This window comes from Lysobacter capsici (genome assembly GCF_014779555.2).
In the GTDB taxonomy this organism is placed as follows: Bacteria; Pseudomonadota; Gammaproteobacteria; order Xanthomonadales; family Xanthomonadaceae; genus Lysobacter; species Lysobacter capsici.
This window is the reverse complement of record NZ_CP094357.1, coordinates 4,609,342-4,626,705: the sequence shown is the minus strand read 5'-3', so window position 1 is coordinate 4,626,705 and position 17,364 is coordinate 4,609,342. Positions and strand designations below refer to the sequence as shown.

The 17,364-nt window shown below is 68.4% G+C and carries 8 protein-coding genes; all 8 read left to right on the top strand.

Features of this window, described 5'->3' with window-relative positions:
- Positions 1-106 precede the first annotated feature (106 nt).
- The 8 genes from IEQ11_RS18985 (at position 107) to IEQ11_RS18950 (ending at position 16,405) form a co-directional block, all read left to right on the top strand.
- The gene (locus IEQ11_RS18985) at positions 107-7,204 is read left to right on the top strand and encodes an Hpt domain-containing protein (protein ID WP_191823215.1); all 7,098 of its coding nucleotides are present in this window, start codon (positions 107-109) and stop codon (positions 7,202-7,204) included.
- Complete coding sequence (locus tag IEQ11_RS18980) at positions 7,197-9,317, top strand: chemotaxis protein CheB (RefSeq protein WP_191823216.1); 2,121 nt, start codon at positions 7,197-7,199, stop codon at positions 9,315-9,317. Before IEQ11_RS18985 ends, IEQ11_RS18980 begins: the two co-directional genes overlap by 8 nt.
- A gap of 208 nt (positions 9,318-9,525) precedes the next feature.
- The gene (locus tag IEQ11_RS18975; protein ID WP_046657728.1) at positions 9,526-10,032 is read left to right on the top strand and encodes a chemotaxis protein CheW; all 507 of its coding nucleotides are present in this window, start codon (positions 9,526-9,528) and stop codon (positions 10,030-10,032) included.
- Positions 10,029-11,162 carry an acyltransferase family protein gene (locus IEQ11_RS18970; protein WP_281439887.1) on the top strand — a complete coding sequence of 378 codons (1,134 nt, stop codon included), beginning with the start codon at positions 10,029-10,031 and terminating at the stop codon, positions 11,160-11,162. The genes IEQ11_RS18975 and IEQ11_RS18970 overlap by 4 nt, the downstream gene beginning before the upstream one ends.
- 916 nt (positions 11,163-12,078) lie before the next feature.
- Positions 12,079-13,239: an OprO/OprP family phosphate-selective porin gene (locus IEQ11_RS18965; RefSeq protein ID WP_191823217.1), complete on the top strand. Its 1,161-nt coding sequence runs from the start codon at positions 12,079-12,081 to the stop codon at positions 13,237-13,239.
- Positions 13,240-13,397: 158 nt separating this feature from the next.
- Positions 13,398-15,569 carry an ATP-binding protein gene (locus IEQ11_RS18960; RefSeq protein WP_191823218.1) on the top strand — a complete coding sequence of 724 codons (2,172 nt, stop codon included), beginning with the start codon at positions 13,398-13,400 and terminating at the stop codon, positions 15,567-15,569.
- Between the two features lie 12 nt (positions 15,570-15,581).
- Positions 15,582-15,947, top strand: a complete 366-nt coding sequence (locus IEQ11_RS18955; protein WP_036112846.1) for a response regulator — start codon at positions 15,582-15,584, stop codon at positions 15,945-15,947.
- On the top strand, positions 15,944-16,405 hold the full coding sequence (locus IEQ11_RS18950) for a chemotaxis protein CheX (protein WP_036112849.1): 462 nt from the start codon (positions 15,944-15,946) through the stop codon (positions 16,403-16,405). The genes IEQ11_RS18955 and IEQ11_RS18950 overlap by 4 nt, the downstream gene beginning before the upstream one ends.
- Positions 16,406-17,364 lie beyond the last annotated feature (959 nt).

The window sequence follows — 17,364 nt, the reverse complement described above, 5'->3', positions numbered from 1 at the left end:
TCAAGCATTACAGAAGGGTTGTACCGAGGATGAAGCTTCCGACACATCGCTGGCAGAGCCACGGACCGCGTCAGCGACGCGACCGCGTTGACGTGCGGAGCACGCCATGACCGCGCTGCGCGAAGCCATCGACACCACCACGCTGGGCTGGATCAAGCCCGAGCTGGACGAAACCCTGCGCCAGGCGCGGCAGGAGATCGAGGCGTTTGCCGAAGATCCCGCCGACACCGCGCGCATGCGCGTGTGCGCCAACCATCTGCATCAGGTGCACGGCACCTTGCGCATGGTCGAGCTGTACGCCCCGGCGATGGTCGCCGAGGAAATGGAACGCCTGGCCCTGGCCTTGCAGCAAGGCAGCGTCGCCGACCGCGACGAAGCCTGCGCGGCGCTGATGCGCGGCGTGGTGCTGCTGCCCGATTACCTCGAACGCCTGCAGGGCGGCCATCGCGATATTCCGATCGTGCTGCTGCCGCTGCTCAACGAATTGCGCGCCACCCGCGGCGAATCCGGCCTCAACGAAAGCGTGCTGTTCGCGCCGAACCTCGACCGACCGCTGCCGGCGCATCTGCCGCCGCCGTTGCCGGTCGGCAGCGGTGGCGGCCGCAACGCCAGCGCGCCGCATCTGGCCGCGCTGCGCGATGCGCTGACCGCGTGGCCGGAAGACGGTGTGCCGTCCAACCCGGCCCAGCTCGCCTCGGCGATCGACGGCCTGCTCGCCGATGTCGTGCTCGAACCGGTGCGGCGCATGCTCTGGGTCGCCTCCTCGGTGTCCCACGCGGTGCGCGACGGCGCCTTGCCGGCGACGCGTTCGCTGCGTCAGGCCTTCGGCGGGGTCGAGCGCGAAGCGCGCCAGATCCTGTCCGACGACGGCTTCAGCGCGCCGCGCGGCGAACCCGCGGCCGAACCGACCCGCCAGCTGCTGTATCACGTCGCCCACAGCGACGGCCGCCATCCGGCGCTGGACGATCTGCGCCAGACCTTCGAACTCGCCGCGCACCTGCCCAGCGAATCCGAACTCGAACACGCCCGCGGCAGCCTGAGCGGACGCAATCGCGCCCTGCTCGACACCGTCGCCGCGGCGATCAAGGAAGACCTGCTGCGGGTCAAGGACGCCCTCGACCTGCACCTGCGCACCAACCAGACCGATGCCGGCGAACTGCGCCCGCAGGTCGAGGCGCTGGCCCGGGTCAGCGACACCCTCGGCATGATGGGGCTGGGCATGGCCCGCACCGTCGTGCTGCAGCAGCGCGATGCGATGAGCGAGATCGTCGACGGCCGCCGCGCCGCCGACGAAGGCACCCTGCTCGATGTCGCCGGCGCCTTGCTGTACGTGGACGCCTCGCTCGACGACCAGGTCTCGCGCCTGGGCCTGCCCGACGACAAGGCCGAAGAGGACCTGCTCGCCGGCGAAGCGCGCAAGGTGCTCGACGTGGTCGCGCGCGAAGCCATCGCCAACTTCGGCGATGCGCGCCAGTCCTTCGTCGCCTTCGTCGAGACCAAGTGGGACCACGACGAACTGGCCGAAGTGCCGCGCGTGCTCGACGAAGTCGCCGGCGCACTGCGCATGATCGAGCTGCCGCTGGCGGCCGATTACCTCACCGGCGTCAAGCGTTACACCGAAGTCGAACTGATCGGCCGCCGCCGCGTGCCCAGCGGTCAGCAGCTCGACACCCTGGCCGATGCCCTGGCCAGCCTGGAGTACTACCTCGAAGCGTTGCGCGAGCAGCGTCCGAACCGCGACGACATCCTCGACATCGCGCGCCAGAGCCTGGAAGTGCTGCGTTACTGGCCGTTGCCGGACGTGGTTCGCGCCGAGCCGCAGGCCGAAGTCGCCGCGCCGCCCGTCGTTGCCGCCGAGGTCGCGGCGCCCGCCGTCGACGAAACCGCGTCGCCGCCGAGCGCGAGCGAAACCGTCGCGAGCGAATCGCACACCCAGATTCCGGTCGCGCCCGACTGGAGCGTGTCGGAAGCGCAGGCGCACGACGCCAGCGCATCCGCCGAACCCGTCGACAGCGGCCTTGTCGATGCCGAACACGGCGCCGCGCAGTACACCTCGGCGTTCGAACCCGACGCCAGCCATGCCGCGCCCGCCGAACCTGCCGACATCGCCGAACGCGTGTCCGGCGGCCTGGTCAACACGGCGATGCTCGAAGCGCTGCCGTCCTCGCCGCCGTCCTTCCTCGGTGCCTCGTCGCCGGCCCAGGGCGGTTTCGAAACCGTCGACGACATCGACGACGAAGTGCGGGAAATCTTCCTGGAGGAATTCCAGGAAGAAATCGCCAACCTCGAACACCTGCTGCCGGCGTGGCGCGAAGCGCCCGACGATCTGGCGCGGGTGCAGCCGGTGCGGCGCGTGTTCCACACCCTCAAGGGCAGCGGCCGCCTGGTCGGCGCGCGCACCCTGGGCGAATTCAGCTGGAAGGTCGAGAACCTGCTCAACCGCGTGCGCGAGCACGGCCGACCGGCCAGCGCGGAAGTCATCGATCTGGTCGAGCACGCGCATCGCGCGCTGCCGGGCTTCTACGCCGCGCTGCGCAACGAAGCGCCGCTGAGCGTGGACGTGGCCGGCATCGAAGCGCATGCCGACCGCCTCGCCAACGGCGAGGAAGCCTATTACCAGGCGCCGGTCGCCGCGGTCGCGGGCGAGTCGGAAATCGTCGACACCGCTCCAGCGGTCGTCAGCGACGGCCCGTACGTGCCGGCCTCGGTCGATCCGGTGCTGCTGGAAATCCTCGACGGCGAAGTCGCCGGGCATCTGGTCACGATCGAAGCCTGGCTGGCCGCGTCGAACACCGCGCCGCAGCCGGTCACCGATGCGGTGCAGCGCTCGATCCACACCTTGAACGGTGCGTTCGCGATGACCGAAGTACCGGTCATCACCGACGTCACCGCGCCGACCGAAGCCTACGTCAAGCGTCTGCTCGCCAGCGGCGCGCCGGCCAGCGCCGAGGGCATGTCCGCGCTCAGCGCGGTCGCCGACGCGATCCGTCGCACGGTCGAAGCGCTGAAGTCGCCGACCCCGCACGTGCCGATGTTCGTCGGCCTGCCCGAACGCATCGCCATGCTGCGCGACAGCCTGCCCGATGCGCGTTCGCCGATGATCGTCGACGAGTTCGATCACGACCTCGACGGCTTGCCGGAAGGGCAGTCGCTGTCGGAACTCACCGTCGCCGACCTGAGCGCGTTCGACGGCTACGACTCGTCGCCGCAGGGCGCCGGCAAGACCGAAACGGCCGACGCCGCCGGTCATCAGTCGCCGAACTACGACGACGAATTCGAAATCAGCCTGGACGTGCTGCCGGCCGAGTTCGACCCGAGCACCGTCGGCCCGATGGGGCTGAGCGACGCCTCGATCGAACAGGCCCGCCTCGCCGCCGAGCGCGAAGCCGCGCAGAAGGCGGAAGCCGAGCGTCTCGCGGCCGAACAGGCGCAAGCCGAGCGCGTCGAAGCCGAGCGTCTGGAAGCCAAACGTGCCGAAGCGGCGCGGATCGAAGCAGAACGTATCGAAGCAGAACGTATCGCCGCCGAGCAGGCGCAAGCCGAACGTCTTGCGGCCGAACAAGCCGAAGCCGCGCGCCTCGAGGCCGAGCGCCTCGCCGCGGAACAGGCGCAAGCCGAGCGCCTTGCGGCCGAGCAGGCCGAAGCCGCGCGTCTTGAAGCCGAACGCCTCGCCGCCGAACAGGCCGAGGCCGAACGTCTCGAAGCCGAGCGCCTTGCCGCCGAACAGGCGGAGGCCGCGCGCCTGGAAGCCGAGCGTCTGGCCGCCGAGCAGGCCGAAGCTGCGCGCCTGGAGGCCGAGCGTCTGGCCGCGGAACAAGCCGAAGCCGAGCGCGTGCAAGCCGAACGTCTGGCCGCCAAGCAGGCCGAGGCGGCCCGCCTGGAGGCCGAACGTCTCGAAGCCGAGCGCATCGAAACCGAACGCGCCGAAGCCGCGCGTCTGGAAGCCGAACGCGTCGCCGAAGAAGAGCGGCTGGAATACGAACGTCTCGAAGCCGAATACGCCGAGCAGGCGCAACGCGCTGAAGCCGAGCGTCTCGCCGCCGAGCACGCCGCGCGCACCGCCGCCGAGCGGGCTGAATTCGAACGGCTTGAAGCCGAGCGTCTCGAAGCCGAACGCATCGCCGCCGAACAAGCCGAAGCCGAACGTCTCGAAGCCGAGCGCATCGCTGCTGAGCAGGCCGAAGCCGAACGCCTCGAAGCTGAGCGCGTCGCAGCCGAACAGGCCGAGGCCGAACGTCTCGAAGCCGAGCGTCTCGCCGCCGAGCAAGCCGAAGCAGAACGTCTTGAAGCCGAGCGCATCGCTGCGGAGCAGGCCGAAGCCGAACGCCTTGAGGCCGAGCGTATCGCTGCCGAGCAGGCCGAAGCCGAACGTCTCGAAGCCGAGCGCATCGCCACCGAACAGGCCGAAGCCGAACGCCTCGAAGCCGAACGCATTGCCGCCGAGCAGGCCGAAGCTGAGCGCATTGCTGCTGAGCAGGCCGAAGCAGAACGCCTTGCCGCCGAGCAGGCCGAAGCCGAGCGTCTGGAATACGAACGCCTGGAAGCCGACTACGCCGCCGAACGCCTGACGCCCGAGCAAGGCGCAACGGTGGACGCCGCAGCTGGCGACGAAGCTTCGACCGACGATCTGGCCGACCTGCGCTTCGACGACCACAGCGGCATCGGCGCCAGCAACGAAGAAACCCAAGCCGACGCCACCGCCGAAGCCGAAGCCGAACCGCAACCCGCGGCCGCCGCCCACAGCGGCGCGCCGACCAGCGCCGTGGCCGGCATTTCCGCCGCGCTCGCGGCGGCGTTCGCCAAGGCCTACAGCGCCGACCCCGATCCGGAAGAGGCGCTCGACCTGAGCGAGCTCGATCCGGAACTGGTCGACATCTTCGTCGAAGAAGGCGGCGACCTGCTCGATCACTCCGACGGCCTGCTCGCGCAACTGCGCGAAGCGCCGAACGAGCGCGAACCGCTGGTCGGCCTGCAGCGCGATCTGCACACGCTCAAGGGCGGCGCGCGCATGGCCGGCATCATGGCGGTCGGCGAACTCGGCCACGTCATGGAATCGCTGCTCGAAGCGGTGGTCGACCAGCGCACCGAACTCGGCCGCGACGGCATCGTTCTGCTCGAACGCGGGTTCGACCGCCTGCACGGCATGGTCACCCGGGTCGGCACGCGTCGCGCGATCGCCATGCCCGATGCATTGATCGCGGTGTTCGAAGCGCGTTCGCGCGGTCAGACCGTGCCCGGCCTGATCGAGGACGAACACGCCGGCGCCGCGGCCACGCCCGCGCCGCGCGGCGAAGCGACCGACAGCGGCGAACTCAAGCCCTTGTCGGCGCCGATCCTTGATACGCCCTTCGCCGACGAAGACGACATCGGCGTGCGCGCTCCGCAGGAACAGGTGCGCATCCGCGCCGACCTGCTCGACCGCCTCGTCAACTACGCCGGCGAAGTGGCCATCTACCGCGCCCGCCTGGAACAGCAGCTGGGCGCGTTCCGCGGCGCGATCGCGGAAATGGCGCAGACCAACCTGCGCATGCGCGATCAGCTGCGCCGTCTGGAAATCGAAACCGAAGCGCAGATCATCGCGCGCTACCAGCGCGAGGGCGAATCGGGCGACCAGTCGTTCGATCCGCTGGAACTCGACCGCTTCTCGACCCTGCAGCAGCTGTCGCGCGCGCTGGGCGAATCGGCGGCCGACCAGAACAGCCTGCAGAACACCCTCGACGACCTGACCCGTCAGTACGAAACCCTGCTGCTGCAGCAGTCGCGCGTGAGCTCGGAACTGCAGGAAGGCCTCATGCGCACGCGCATGGTGCCGTTCGATACGCTGCTGCCGCGTCTGCGCCGTGTGGTGCGTCAGGCTTCGAGTGAACTGGGCAAGCAGGTCGCGCTGAAGCTCGAAGGCACCCAGGGCGAACTCGATCGCAACGTGCTCGAGCGCATGACCGCGCCGTTGGAGCACATGCTCCGCAACGCGGTCGCGCACGGCCTGGAAAAACCCGAACAGCGTCGCGCCGCCGGCAAGCCGGACGAAGGCACGGTGCGCATCGCGGTCCGCCGCGAAGGTTCGGAAGTCGTGCTGGAAGTGGCCGACGACGGCGCCGGTCTCGACCGCGCGGCGATCCGTCGCCGCGGCGAAGAGCGCGGCCTGGTCCGCGCCGATGCGGTGCTGTCGGAAGCCGATCTCGACACCCTGATCCTGGAACCGGGCTTCTCCACCGCCGACGAAGTCAGCCGCCTGGCCGGTCGCGGCGTCGGCATGGACGTGGTCGCCAGCGAAGTGCGTCAGCTCGGCGGCACGCTCGATATCCATTCCAATCCGGGCAAGGGCGTTCACTTCACCCTGCGCCTGCCGCAGACGCTCGCGGTCACCCAGGCGGTGTTCGTGCGCATCGGCGAAACCACCTTCGCCGTGCCGATCGCCTCGGTGCGCGGCGTCGGCCGCCTGTCGCGCGACGTGCTCGACGCCGGCGATGTCAGTTACCGCTACGGCGGCGAGGACTACCACGTCCACGACCTGGGCATGCTGGTCGGCCACGCGCCGGCCAAGGCCGAAGGCCAGTTGCAGATGCCGTTGCTGCTGATCCGCTCCGGCGATCTGCGCGCCGCGGTCACCATCGACCAGGTCATCGGCAACCGCGAAATCGTGGTCAAGCCGGTCGGCCCGCAGGTCGCTTCGGTGCCCGGCATCTTCGGCGCGACCATCATGGGCGACGGCCGCGTGGTGGTGATCCTCGACATCGCGCCGCTGGTGCGTCGTCGCGCCGCGCTGCTGCAGGACTTCAGCCAGAACGCCGCGCCGCCGCCGGCGCCGGCGGAAACCCGCCGGGTGCCGCTGGTGATGGTGGTCGACGATTCGGTGACCATGCGCAAGGTGACCGGCCGCGTGCTGGAGCGTCACAACTTCGAAGTCGTGACCGCGAAGGACGGCATCGATGCGCTGGAGCGTCTGGGCGAGCGCGTGCCCGACCTGATGCTGCTGGACATCGAAATGCCGCGCATGGACGGCTACGAACTCGCCACCCAGATGAAGGCCGATCCGCACCTGCGCGACGTGCCGATCGTGATGATCACCTCGCGTACCGGCGAAAAGCATCGCCAGCGCGCGTTCGAGATCGGCGTCGAGCGTTATCTCGGCAAGCCGTACCAGGAGCCCGAGTTGATGCGCAACGTCTTCGAATTGCTGGGAATTACCCGTAGTCATGTCTGAAGCAGAGCGTCGCGTCGTATTGTTGGCGCGGGCCGGTGTGGCCTGCGAACGTCTCCGCGGTGCGCTGGCCGAAGCCGGCGCGAATCTGGTGCTGGAAGGCGACCCGACCGTGCTCGATCCGCGGGCGCTGGACGCGGCCGATCCCGACGTGGTCGTGGTCGTGCTCGATCCGGCCTCCGAGGACGCGCTGGACCGGTTCGAAAACCTGCTGCTGGATCCGTCGATCGAAGTGATCTTCGAGGAGGCCGAACTGGCCGCCTCGCGCGAAGGCTGGGACGCGGCGCGTTGGGCGCGCCATCTCAGCGCCAAGCTCAATCGCCACGACGACGTGCTGCCGCCGGGCCGCGAGCCCGAGCCGGAACCCGATCCGATGCTGATCGCCGAGGGCTTCGTGCGCCCGGCCACGCTGGAGCAGGAACTGCCTTCGTCGCAGGCGCCCGGGTCGATCTTCGGTTTCACCGAAGCCGCGCCGACGCCGGCACCGACGCAGGAAGTCGCCGAAGAATTGGTAGCGGCCTACGTCGCCGCGGACGACGGCATCGAGGAAATCGAAGCGATCGAAGCCAGCGAAACGATCGAAGTGATCGAAGCCGGCGAAGCCTTCGTCGTCGAGGACGGGTTCCAAGCCGAACCGGCCGCGCCGTCGCAGGCCTTCGATGCCGGCTCGGTCGAGCCCGCGTCCGATCCGTCCGCGTTCGCCGCGGCCGAGCAAGCCGGCGAGCTGGCGCGGGTCGCGCCGCTGGGTTCCTCGGGCGACCGGATTCTGTCCGACCCGCCGCCGCTGCCGGACGAAGCGCGCGAGTTCTTCGCCCGTCAGGCGCTGGGCAGCACGCCGCTCGATACGTCGGCCGGTGCTTATTCCAATGATTCCATCGCCGATGCCGACATCGTCGAAATCGAGGCTTACGCGGCCGACGACGACGGCATCGAAGAATTGACGGCTCCCGCGGTCGCCAGCGATGCGCACAGCGAGCCGGATTTCGATTTCGACGGCCTGACCCTGGAAGCGGTCGACAGCGTCGCCGCCGTGCCGGGCGAAGCCAGGCCGTACACGCCGGGGCTGGACGAATGGGTTCCATCCGACGCAGTGCAGACCGACCTGCCGCCGCTGGACGAAACCGGTCTGGGCGACATGGAAGCCTGGCGTCCGCCGGCGCCGAATCAGGTGCATGAACTGATCGACCTGGACGCGGCCTTCGCCAGCGAAGGTGCGCGCATCGATTTCGATGCGACCCAGCGCGATCCCACCCCGATCGCGCCGATCGATTTCGACGACGGCCGCGGCCGCGGCGGCGACGGCGTGGTGACGTTCGAATCCAGCCTCGATTTCGATCTCAACGACGACAACGCGCCGCTGGCCGCCAGGGCGCCCGCGCCGCCGGCGCCCTCGGTGCCGGACTGGTCGTTCACCGACGAGGCCAGCCTGGTCAGCGCCGCGACCGGCCAGAGCGGCGCGCATGCCGGCTCGGCGACGGACGCCGCCGCGGGCGCGGGCAAACCCGATTTCAACCGCCACGATCTGGACGAAATCGAACGCCGCATTTCCGGGCTGGAACTGGTCGACGATCGGCTGCCGGTCTCGACCCGCAACGGCGCGGTGCTGGTGCTCGCCGGCATCGGCGGTCCGGACGCGGTGCGCCAGCTGCTCGGCGCGCTGCCGGAGAATTTCGACCGGCCGGTGCTGGTCCAGCAACGCCTCGACGGCGGCCGCTACGACAAGCTGGTCGCGCAGATGCAGCGCGCGACGCCGGTGCTGGTCAAGCTGGCCGAGGTCGGCGCGCGCACCATCGACGGGGTGATCTACATCCTGCCGGCGGGCGTGGGCATCGAAGCGGGCGACAACGGTATCCAGTTCGTGGAAGGCGGCGACGTGTTCGAGGCCTTGCCGGCCGGCGACAGCGCGGTGCTGCTGTTCAGCGGCGCCGACGTCGCCCAGGTCGATGCGGCGATGAAGTTGTCGGCGCACGGCGCGCTGGTGGTCGGCCAGTCGCCCGACGGCTGCTACGACGCCGCCGCGGCCAGCGCCGCGATCGCGCGTGGCGCCGGCAGCGGGCAACCGGCCGAACTGGCCGCCAAGCTGGCCTCGCGCTGGTCGAAGCAGAGTCCGATCTGATTCAAACGCGGGCCGCCGGCGCGCTCGAATGAGATCGAGCGACGATGCGGCGGCTCGGCTCGATCCAGTGATCCGACGCGGAGCGATTCGCGGCGGATTCAGTCAGACCCGATCGCGGCGCCAGTGCGGACCGCGATGCAGTACGTACCGGCTTCGCGCGTCGAAGCCTTCGCTTGAAAGCCGCGCGATCCGCGGCGAGGATGCCGCGATGTCGAATCAAACTCCCGCCAGCGACACCCCCGACACCGCTTCGCGCGCCGATATCCGCGGCGTGCTGATCCAGGCCGGCGGCACCCGCCTGCTGCTGCCCAACGCGACCATCGCCGAGGTGCTGTCGTACGCACCGCCGGCGCCGATCGAAGGCGCGCCGCGCTGGCTGCTCGGCAATACCCGTTGGCGCGGTTGGACCCTGCCGCTGATCGCATTCGGCGAACTGTCCGGCCTGGCCCGCGAACAGGGCGGCCTCGGCAGCAAGGTGGTGGTGCTCAAGGCGCTCAGCGCGGCGTCGCGACTGCCGTATTTCGCCCTGCTGACCCAGGGCTTCCCGCGCCTGGTCACGGTCTCGGCCGACAGCCTGCTGGTCGACGGCCGCGAGGACGACCTGCTGCCGCACGGCGTGCAGGCGCGCGTGTTGCTCAATGACGATGCCGCGCTGCTGCCCGATCTGGAAGCCATCGAGGCCATGATCGGCGAAGCGCTCGCGCAAGCCGCGTGAGTCCGGGGCCTGCCGAGCCCGGCGCCGCGGCGCCGAACCCGTCGGTCCCGCAACCGCTTCAATCGCCCGCGCCCAAACGCTACGCCTCGGTCGATGCGCTGCGCGGATTGACCGTCGCGGCGATGTTGCTGGTCAACGATCCCGGCGATTGGGGCCACGTGTATGCGCCCTTGCTGCACTCGGAATGGAACGGCTACACGCCGACCGACCAGGTGTTCCCGATGTTCCTGTTCATCGTCGGCGTGTCGATCGCGCTGGCGCTGATGCCGCGTCGCGAAAGCGGCGTCGCCGCGGCCAGCCTGCTGCGGCCGGCGTTGTGGCGCGGATTGCGCATCCTCGGCCTGGGGCTGCTGCTGCATCTGATCGCGATGTGGGTGACCGATCGTGAGTACCTGCGCCTGCCCGGCGTACTGCAGCGCATCGGCCTGTGCTTCGCCGCGGCCGCGCTGATGGCCTTGTACCTGTCGGCGCGCGCGCAATGGATCGCGTTCGTGGCCTTGTTGCTGGGCTATGCCGCCTTGCTCGCGTCGGGCGGCAGTTACGCGCCGTTCGAGAACATCGCCAGCCGTTTCGACAGCGCGCTGTTCGGCGCGCATGTCTACCAGATCGATGCGAGCGGGCGCGGCCACGATCCCGAAGGCCTGGTGTCCACGTTCGGCGCGCTCGCCACCACCTTGCTCGGTTTGCGCGCGGGCGATTGGTTGCGGCGCGGGCAAGTGCGCGCGTTGCTGATCGCCGGTGCCGTGTGCGCGCTCGCCGGCGTGCTGCTGGCGTATGCGCAGCCGATCAACAAGAACCTGTGGACCCCGGCCTATGTGCTGTGGAGCGGCGGGGTATCGTGCTGGGTGCTCGCGCTGTTCCATCAACTGATCGACCGGCGCGGTTGGCCGGCCTGGGGCCGCGCGTTCGGCGTCAACGCGATCGCCGCGTACGGCGGCTCGGCGCTGCTGCTGTATCTGCTGATGGGCATGGGCTGGCTGGAACCGATCTATCGGCACGCGTTCGCCGACTGGATGACGCCGCGGTTCGGTCCCTATCTGCCCTCGCTCGCGTTCGCGCTGGCGTTTGTCGCGCTGTGGTGGGGCGTGGTGCGCTGGCTCGACGCGCGCCGGATCTATTTCAAGATCTGACCGGCGCGGCCGAGCGTCCGGGTCGCGCCGGATCCCCTGGATAGCGTTGAAACATTTCGCATGCCGAGAGGCACACCTCTCTTGCGCGCCTGAACGCTGAAATTTGATGCTCATCACGATTTCATAATGATGAACAACACATTTTTTCGGATTTTCTGGGCCGATTGCACCGAACGCACCATGCGGCGCGAAACCTGTGCCACGCATTGCAGCCTTCGTCGCGCCGTATCACACACGACCCGCCCGGGCACTGCATTGGAGCAATGCGGCGGCGTACTGATTTGTTGGGTTTCGTTATAACGCGATGCCGATCGCCGCCCGCGCGCACGGCCGATGGGCGCGTTTTTGTCGGTGGGTATGAGAAACACGCAACGCATGTGCGCCCGTGATCGTGCCGGGCATGCGCAATGCAGTTCGCCTGATCGCATCCACTTTTTCCCTATGGACAAGCCCGAAGGCCTCGATTATCGAAGGCGCGCAACAACCGCCTGGACGAACGCCGGATAGGGCGATTTATCGGCGGCGACGGCGATGAAAAGGGGAGGCGGCATGACGCATCACGCAGATCCGACGCAGCGTCGATTTCGCATCGCGAATCGAGCGCGCGCGGCCGCTGCGCGTCGATGCGTCGGTGTCGCCAGAGCGCGGTCCATGGCGCGGCAACAGGTGCGCTGGCCACCGGGATGGGGATGCGCGGTGGCCGCGCACGCATGGACATGGCGCCGGCGCCGCATTCGATCACGCGACGCAAGCCCGTCGGGATCGGATGCGGACGCTCGGCCTCATGCATTGGAATCACGCGGATCGGCGCGGCGCGCGGTCCGCGCCGAGTGAAGGAACGCGGCGTCGCACGCACGCCGCGCCGGCATCGTAATCGCCGCATTGGGCGGCATGGCTGTGAACAGGGGGCAGTGGTATGTGGATCAAGAGCGCGCTCGCGGGCGCGATGTCGTTGGCGTTTTCGTCGGCTTTCGCGGCCGAGGCACCGAGCTACAGCCTGCTGGGCGACTGGCCGGTCAAGACCACGACCGAATCGGGCGTGGAAATCGGCCTGAAGGGCAATCTCAGCTACGACTACAACGAGTTCGGCGACGACCGGCTGCCCGGCGGCGGCACGCGCTTCGCCGACGACCACGCTTGGCGCCGCCAGGAACTCAACGCCTACCTGCGCAAGCCGGGCGTGTTCGAGCTCGGGCTGGGCTACGATTTCGAAAACAAGGTCTGGCTCGACAACTTCATCCGCCTGTCGAACGAGCGCGGCGGCGATCTGCGCATCGGCCAGTTCAAGACCGCGGTGGGCTACGAAGAAGGCGCGGTCGGCACCACGTCGACCACCTTTCTCGAACGCGCGCTGCCGGTGTCCACGGTCTACGCGGGCCGTCGACTGGGCGTCGACTGGACCTACGAAAAGCTCAAGGGCTGGTACATCAACGCCGCGTTGATGAGCGGCGGCGACCTGCAGGGCGACAACGACGGCCGCATGCTGGCCGCGCGGGTGGTGTTCAATCCGGTCAAGACCGATGCCGACATCGTGCATGTCGGCCTGTCGGGCTCGAACGAAAAACGCGACGACGACAGCGCGCGCATCCGGGTACGGCCCGAGGCCTTCCTGACCCCGGTGCGTCTGGTCGATTCGGGCGCGATCGGTTCGGTCGAGGCGATCAACCGCGCCGGTCTGGAGGCGATCTGGCAGCACGGCCCGCTGTTGCTGCAAAGCGAATACTTGCGCATGGCAGTACAGCGCGAGGGCCAGCCCGACTTCGAGGCCGACGGTTACTACGTGTCGGGCGCCTGGGTGCTGACCGGCGAAAAGCGCAGCTACAAGAGCGCCGCGTTCGGCAACGTCAAGCCCAAGCACGACTACGGCGCGTTCGAAGTCGCGCTGCGCTATTCCACGGTCAATATCGATCACGGCTTGCTGCGCGGCGGCAGGCAGAAGGACTGGACGCTGGGCCTGAACTGGTACATCGGCCAGCACTTCAAGCTGCAGGCCAATTACGTGCTGGTCGACAGCGAGCGCCGCGGCGTCGAACTCGACCCGAACATCACCGAACTGCGCATGCAGGTCTATTTCTGACCTCGCGGCGGGTTCGGCATCGCGCGTCGGGATGAACGACGTGCCGCGCCGCTGCAAGCCATCGCAGCGGCCGCATCGACGTCATGGGGCCATGCGGACGGCGAACTGATCCAAAACGCGCCGGACGCATTCCGGCCTCGCTCACAGGGGGAGCCACCATGCAACAGGCTAAGGGCAGCACGTTCTGGAAGCGGTATTTCATCCTGATCGTGGCAGTGAGTTTGTTCCTGATCATCTCCGTGGCCCTGATCGGCGCCAGCTTGCTGCTGTCGGCGCGGATCGGGCAAGGCACCCACGCCCGCGACCTGTCCGGCAGCGAGCGAAGCGCATCGCAGATCGTGCTTCGCTCGATGCTGGAGATGCAGCAGGACATCGCCGCGGGCCGGCCGGCCTCGGCTGAAAATATCGACGCCCTGCGTCAGCGTTCGAGCTTGATCAGCAATACGATCAAGCTGTTCAACGAGGGCGGCAAGATGCCCGGGGACGACAATCCGACCGCGCTCGACCGCGGCATCGTGTCGGCGGAGATGTCCGGGTTGAACCGCGACATCGCGGCGATCTGGGGGCCGTACAAGGGCCACATCGACGCCGTGCTCGCCGGCGAGACGATCGACGCGGCCGCGCTGACCCGCGCGGTCGACTACGGCCGCGCCAACAACACCGCATTGTTCAAGCTGCTCAACCAGCAGGTCAGCGCATCGCAGGCGATCACGGAGAAGGCCAACCGGCAGCTCAGCCTGGCCCAGACCATCGGCGCGGCCTTGATCGTGCTGAACTTCCTGTTCACCGCATTGGTCGCGTTCCGCCGTCTGGTCGCGGGCGACCGGGCCGTCGTCCAGTCGCGCAAGCAGACCGACGACATCCTGGCGACGGTGAAGGAAGGCCTGTTCCTGGTGACCAGCGACTTCGTGATCGGCAGCCAGATGTCGAACTCGCTGCCGCAGATCATGCAGCGCAAGGTCGAGCCGGGCATGAACCTGATCGAGGTGATGCGCACGATGGTGACGCCGCAGACGCTGGAGGCGACCCGCGATTACCTGGGCCTGCTGTTCGGCAAGCGGGTCAAGGAAAACCTGGTCGCCAGCCTCAACCCCTTGTCGGAAGTACCGGTGGCCGGCGGCAGCGACGGCCGCGGGCAGCTGCAGTCGCGTTATCTGAACTTCCAGTTCAACCGCGTGCAGGAAAGCGAGGACACGGTCTATCTGCTGGTGACGGTGTCCGACGCCTCCGAGCGCGTGCGCCTGACCAACGAGATCTCCGCGGCGAAGACCCGCACCCGCGAGGAAATGGAGGCGCTGCTGCGCGTGCTCAGCCGCGAGTCCAGCGAAGTGCGGCTGTTCCTGCACCGCGTCGGCGTGGTGCTCGAACGGGTCAACGACGATCTGCGCCAGGCCGCCGCGCGCCGCACCGGCACCGACTACAGCGAACTGGTCAACGCGATCTTCCGCGACGTGCACTCGCTCAAGAGCGAGGCCGCCGCGCTTAGCCTGGACATGATCGAGGCGCTGGCCCACAACTTCGAGGTCGACCTGATCAACCTGCGCGACCGCGGCTCGGTGGAAGGCAGCGACATGGTCAAGATGACCGTGCATCTGGACGACATGTTCGAGTGCGTGGCGACGATCCGCGACTTCCTCGACCGCATGGCCGGCAACCGCGACGTGTCGGTGCCGCAGGCCGCCGTCACTCCGTCGCAGCGCGCGGTCGAAGGCTGGAACACGCTGGCCGAGCGCATCGCCCGCGAACAGGGCAAGCAGGTGCAGCTGGACCTGCAATTGCAGGCGTTCGACCGTCTGCCGGGCGACACCTTGAACGCGCTGCGCACGATAGGCCTGCAACTGCTGCGCAACGCGGTGGTGCACGGCATCGAACCGGCGGCCGAACGCCAGGCGCGGGCCAAGCCTTCGGTCGGCACGGTCAGTTTCCGCAGCGAGGACGTCGGCAGCCGACAGGTCGAGCTGGTGGTGCGCGACGACGGCCGCGGCCTGGATGTCGCGCGGATTCGCGCGGCCTTGAGCGCGTCGGGCCGTTACGGCTTCGAACAGCTCGAAGCGCTCAGCGACCGCGACGTGATCATGAAGATCTTCGAGCCCGGCGTGTCCACCGCCGAGCACAGCGATCGCGACGCCGGCCACGGCATCGGCATGGATCTGGTGATGAAGCAGGTGCGTTCGCTGTCGGGAACCATCGCGCTGTCGACCAAGGTCGGCGCCTACACCGAGTTCCGCATCCGCTTGCCGGTCGCCGAAAGCAGGCCGGTCGAGACCGGCAACGGCGCGCATGCGCCCGCGCTGCCGGCCGGTCCGGCCGACTTTCAACTGACCTTCTGAGCAGGATCCACGATGAAGCTGATGATCGTTGACGATTCCAACGTGATCCGCCAGCGCATCGCGCGCCTGGCGGGAGACGCGCGCCTGCCCGGTCTGGAGATCGTGGGCCAGGCCCGCAACGGCGCCGAGGCGCTGAGCATGTTCGTGCGCTATCACCCCGACGTGGTGACGATGGACTTGACCATGCCGGAACTGGGCGGGGTGGAGTGCACCGAGCAGATCGCCGCCATCGACGAGAAGGTGAACATTCTCGTCGTCTCCGCGCTCAGCGACAAAACCACCGCCATCAGCGCGCTCAAGAAGGGCGCGCGCGGCTTCCTGTACAAGCCGTTCACCGACGACCAACTGGTCGAAGCCTTACTGGAGATGCTGCCTTGAGCGACCTCAACGAGACCGAGATCAAGGTCTTCATCGACGCGGTGACCAACTACTTCAACCAGCTCACCCAGGAAACCGCGCAGGTGCGCGGCGCGTTCCTCGACGACAACAGCGGCACGGTGCCGGTCTACGACTACAGCGGCCAGATCTCGATCAGCGGCCAGTTCCGCGGCACGATCACCGTGTCGGCGCCGCGCGCGATGATCCGGCATCTGCTGCTGGCCTTGAACGAGAGCGACCAGTCCGACGCCAACCTGCGCGACACCGTCGGCGAGCTGGCCAATACCCTGGCCGGCAACGCGCGCAAGCACTTCGGCGGCGACATGGAGATCTCGGTGCCCAAGACCGCGGCCGGCGCGATCAGCAACAGCGGATCGCGCAAGCGGCCGTACGTGATCATGGTCAGCTGGAAAACCTACAGCGCCTCGCTGGTGGTCGATATCGAGCGCCTGGACTGAGCGACGCTCCAGCGGTTTGCGAAGGCGGCTTCGGTCGCGACGGCGGCGTCCGTGGCGCAGTTCCCCCCTGAACAGTGCGTCACCGCGGGCGTTGATGCGGTATGCCGTCAGGCCGGAGCCGTCTTCGCGATCTTGGGGCACGATGGTCGTGCGGTTGAATTGCGCCGGAGACCTCGCGCGAGGCGTGGTCGGGCGAAGCGACTGTAGGAGCGGCGCGAGCCGCGACCGCGCCACTTCATGTGCCGGCGTCACCGATCTGGTGTCGGCGGTCGGCGGTCGGTTGCCGATGTCGACCTCGTGGTTGCGAGGTTGTTTGGTTGTCGCGGTCGCGGCTTGCGCCGCTCCTACAGGGAGCTGCGGGCGAGGACGCGGTTAGGCGGGGCGACTGTAGGAGCGGCGCGAGCCGCGACCGCGCCACTTCACGTGCCGGCGTCACCGATCTGGTGTCGGCGGTCGGTTGCCGATGTCGACCTCGTGGTTGCGACGTTGTTTGTTTGTCGCGGTCGCGGCTTGCGCCGCTTCTACAGGGGGTTGCGGGCGAGCACGCGGTTAGGCGAAGCGACTGTAGGAGCGGCGTAAGCCGCGATCGCGCCACTTCATGTGCCGGCGTCACCGATCTGGTGTCGGCGGTCGGTTGCCGATGTCGAGCTCGTGGTTGCGACGTTGTTTGGTTGTCGCGGTCGCGGCTTACGCCGCTCCTACAGGGTGCTGCGAGAGAGGACGCGGTTAGGCGAAGCGACTGTAGGAGCGGCGTAAGCCGCGATCGCGCCACTTCACGTGCCGGCGTCACCGATCTGGCGTCGGCGATCCGTTGTCGATGTCGACCTCGTGGTTGCGAGGTTGTTTGGTTGTCGCGGTCGCGGCTTGCGCCGCTCCTACAGGGGCTGCGGGAGAGGACGCGGTTAGGCGAAGCGACTGTAGGAGCGGCGTAAGCCGCGACCGCGCCACTTCATGTGCCG

Excerpts from the sequence above, each read along its gene's own strand:
- IEQ11_RS18975 (WP_046657728.1), top strand. The coding sequence starts at position 9,526 with ATGTCGAATCAAACTCCCGCCAGCGACACCCCCGACACCGCTTCGCGC.
- IEQ11_RS18960 (WP_191823218.1), top strand. The coding sequence starts at position 13,398 with ATGCAACAGGCTAAGGGCAGCACGTTCTGGAAGCGGTATTTCATCCTG.
- IEQ11_RS18980 (WP_191823216.1), top strand. The coding sequence starts at position 7,197 with ATGTCTGAAGCAGAGCGTCGCGTCGTATTGTTGGCGCGGGCCGGTGTG.
- IEQ11_RS18985 (WP_191823215.1), top strand. The coding sequence starts at position 107 with ATGACCGCGCTGCGCGAAGCCATCGACACCACCACGCTGGGCTGGATC.
- IEQ11_RS18955 (WP_036112846.1), top strand. The coding sequence starts at position 15,582 with ATGAAGCTGATGATCGTTGACGATTCCAACGTGATCCGCCAGCGCATC.
- IEQ11_RS18965 (WP_191823217.1), top strand. The coding sequence starts at position 12,079 with ATGTGGATCAAGAGCGCGCTCGCGGGCGCGATGTCGTTGGCGTTTTCG.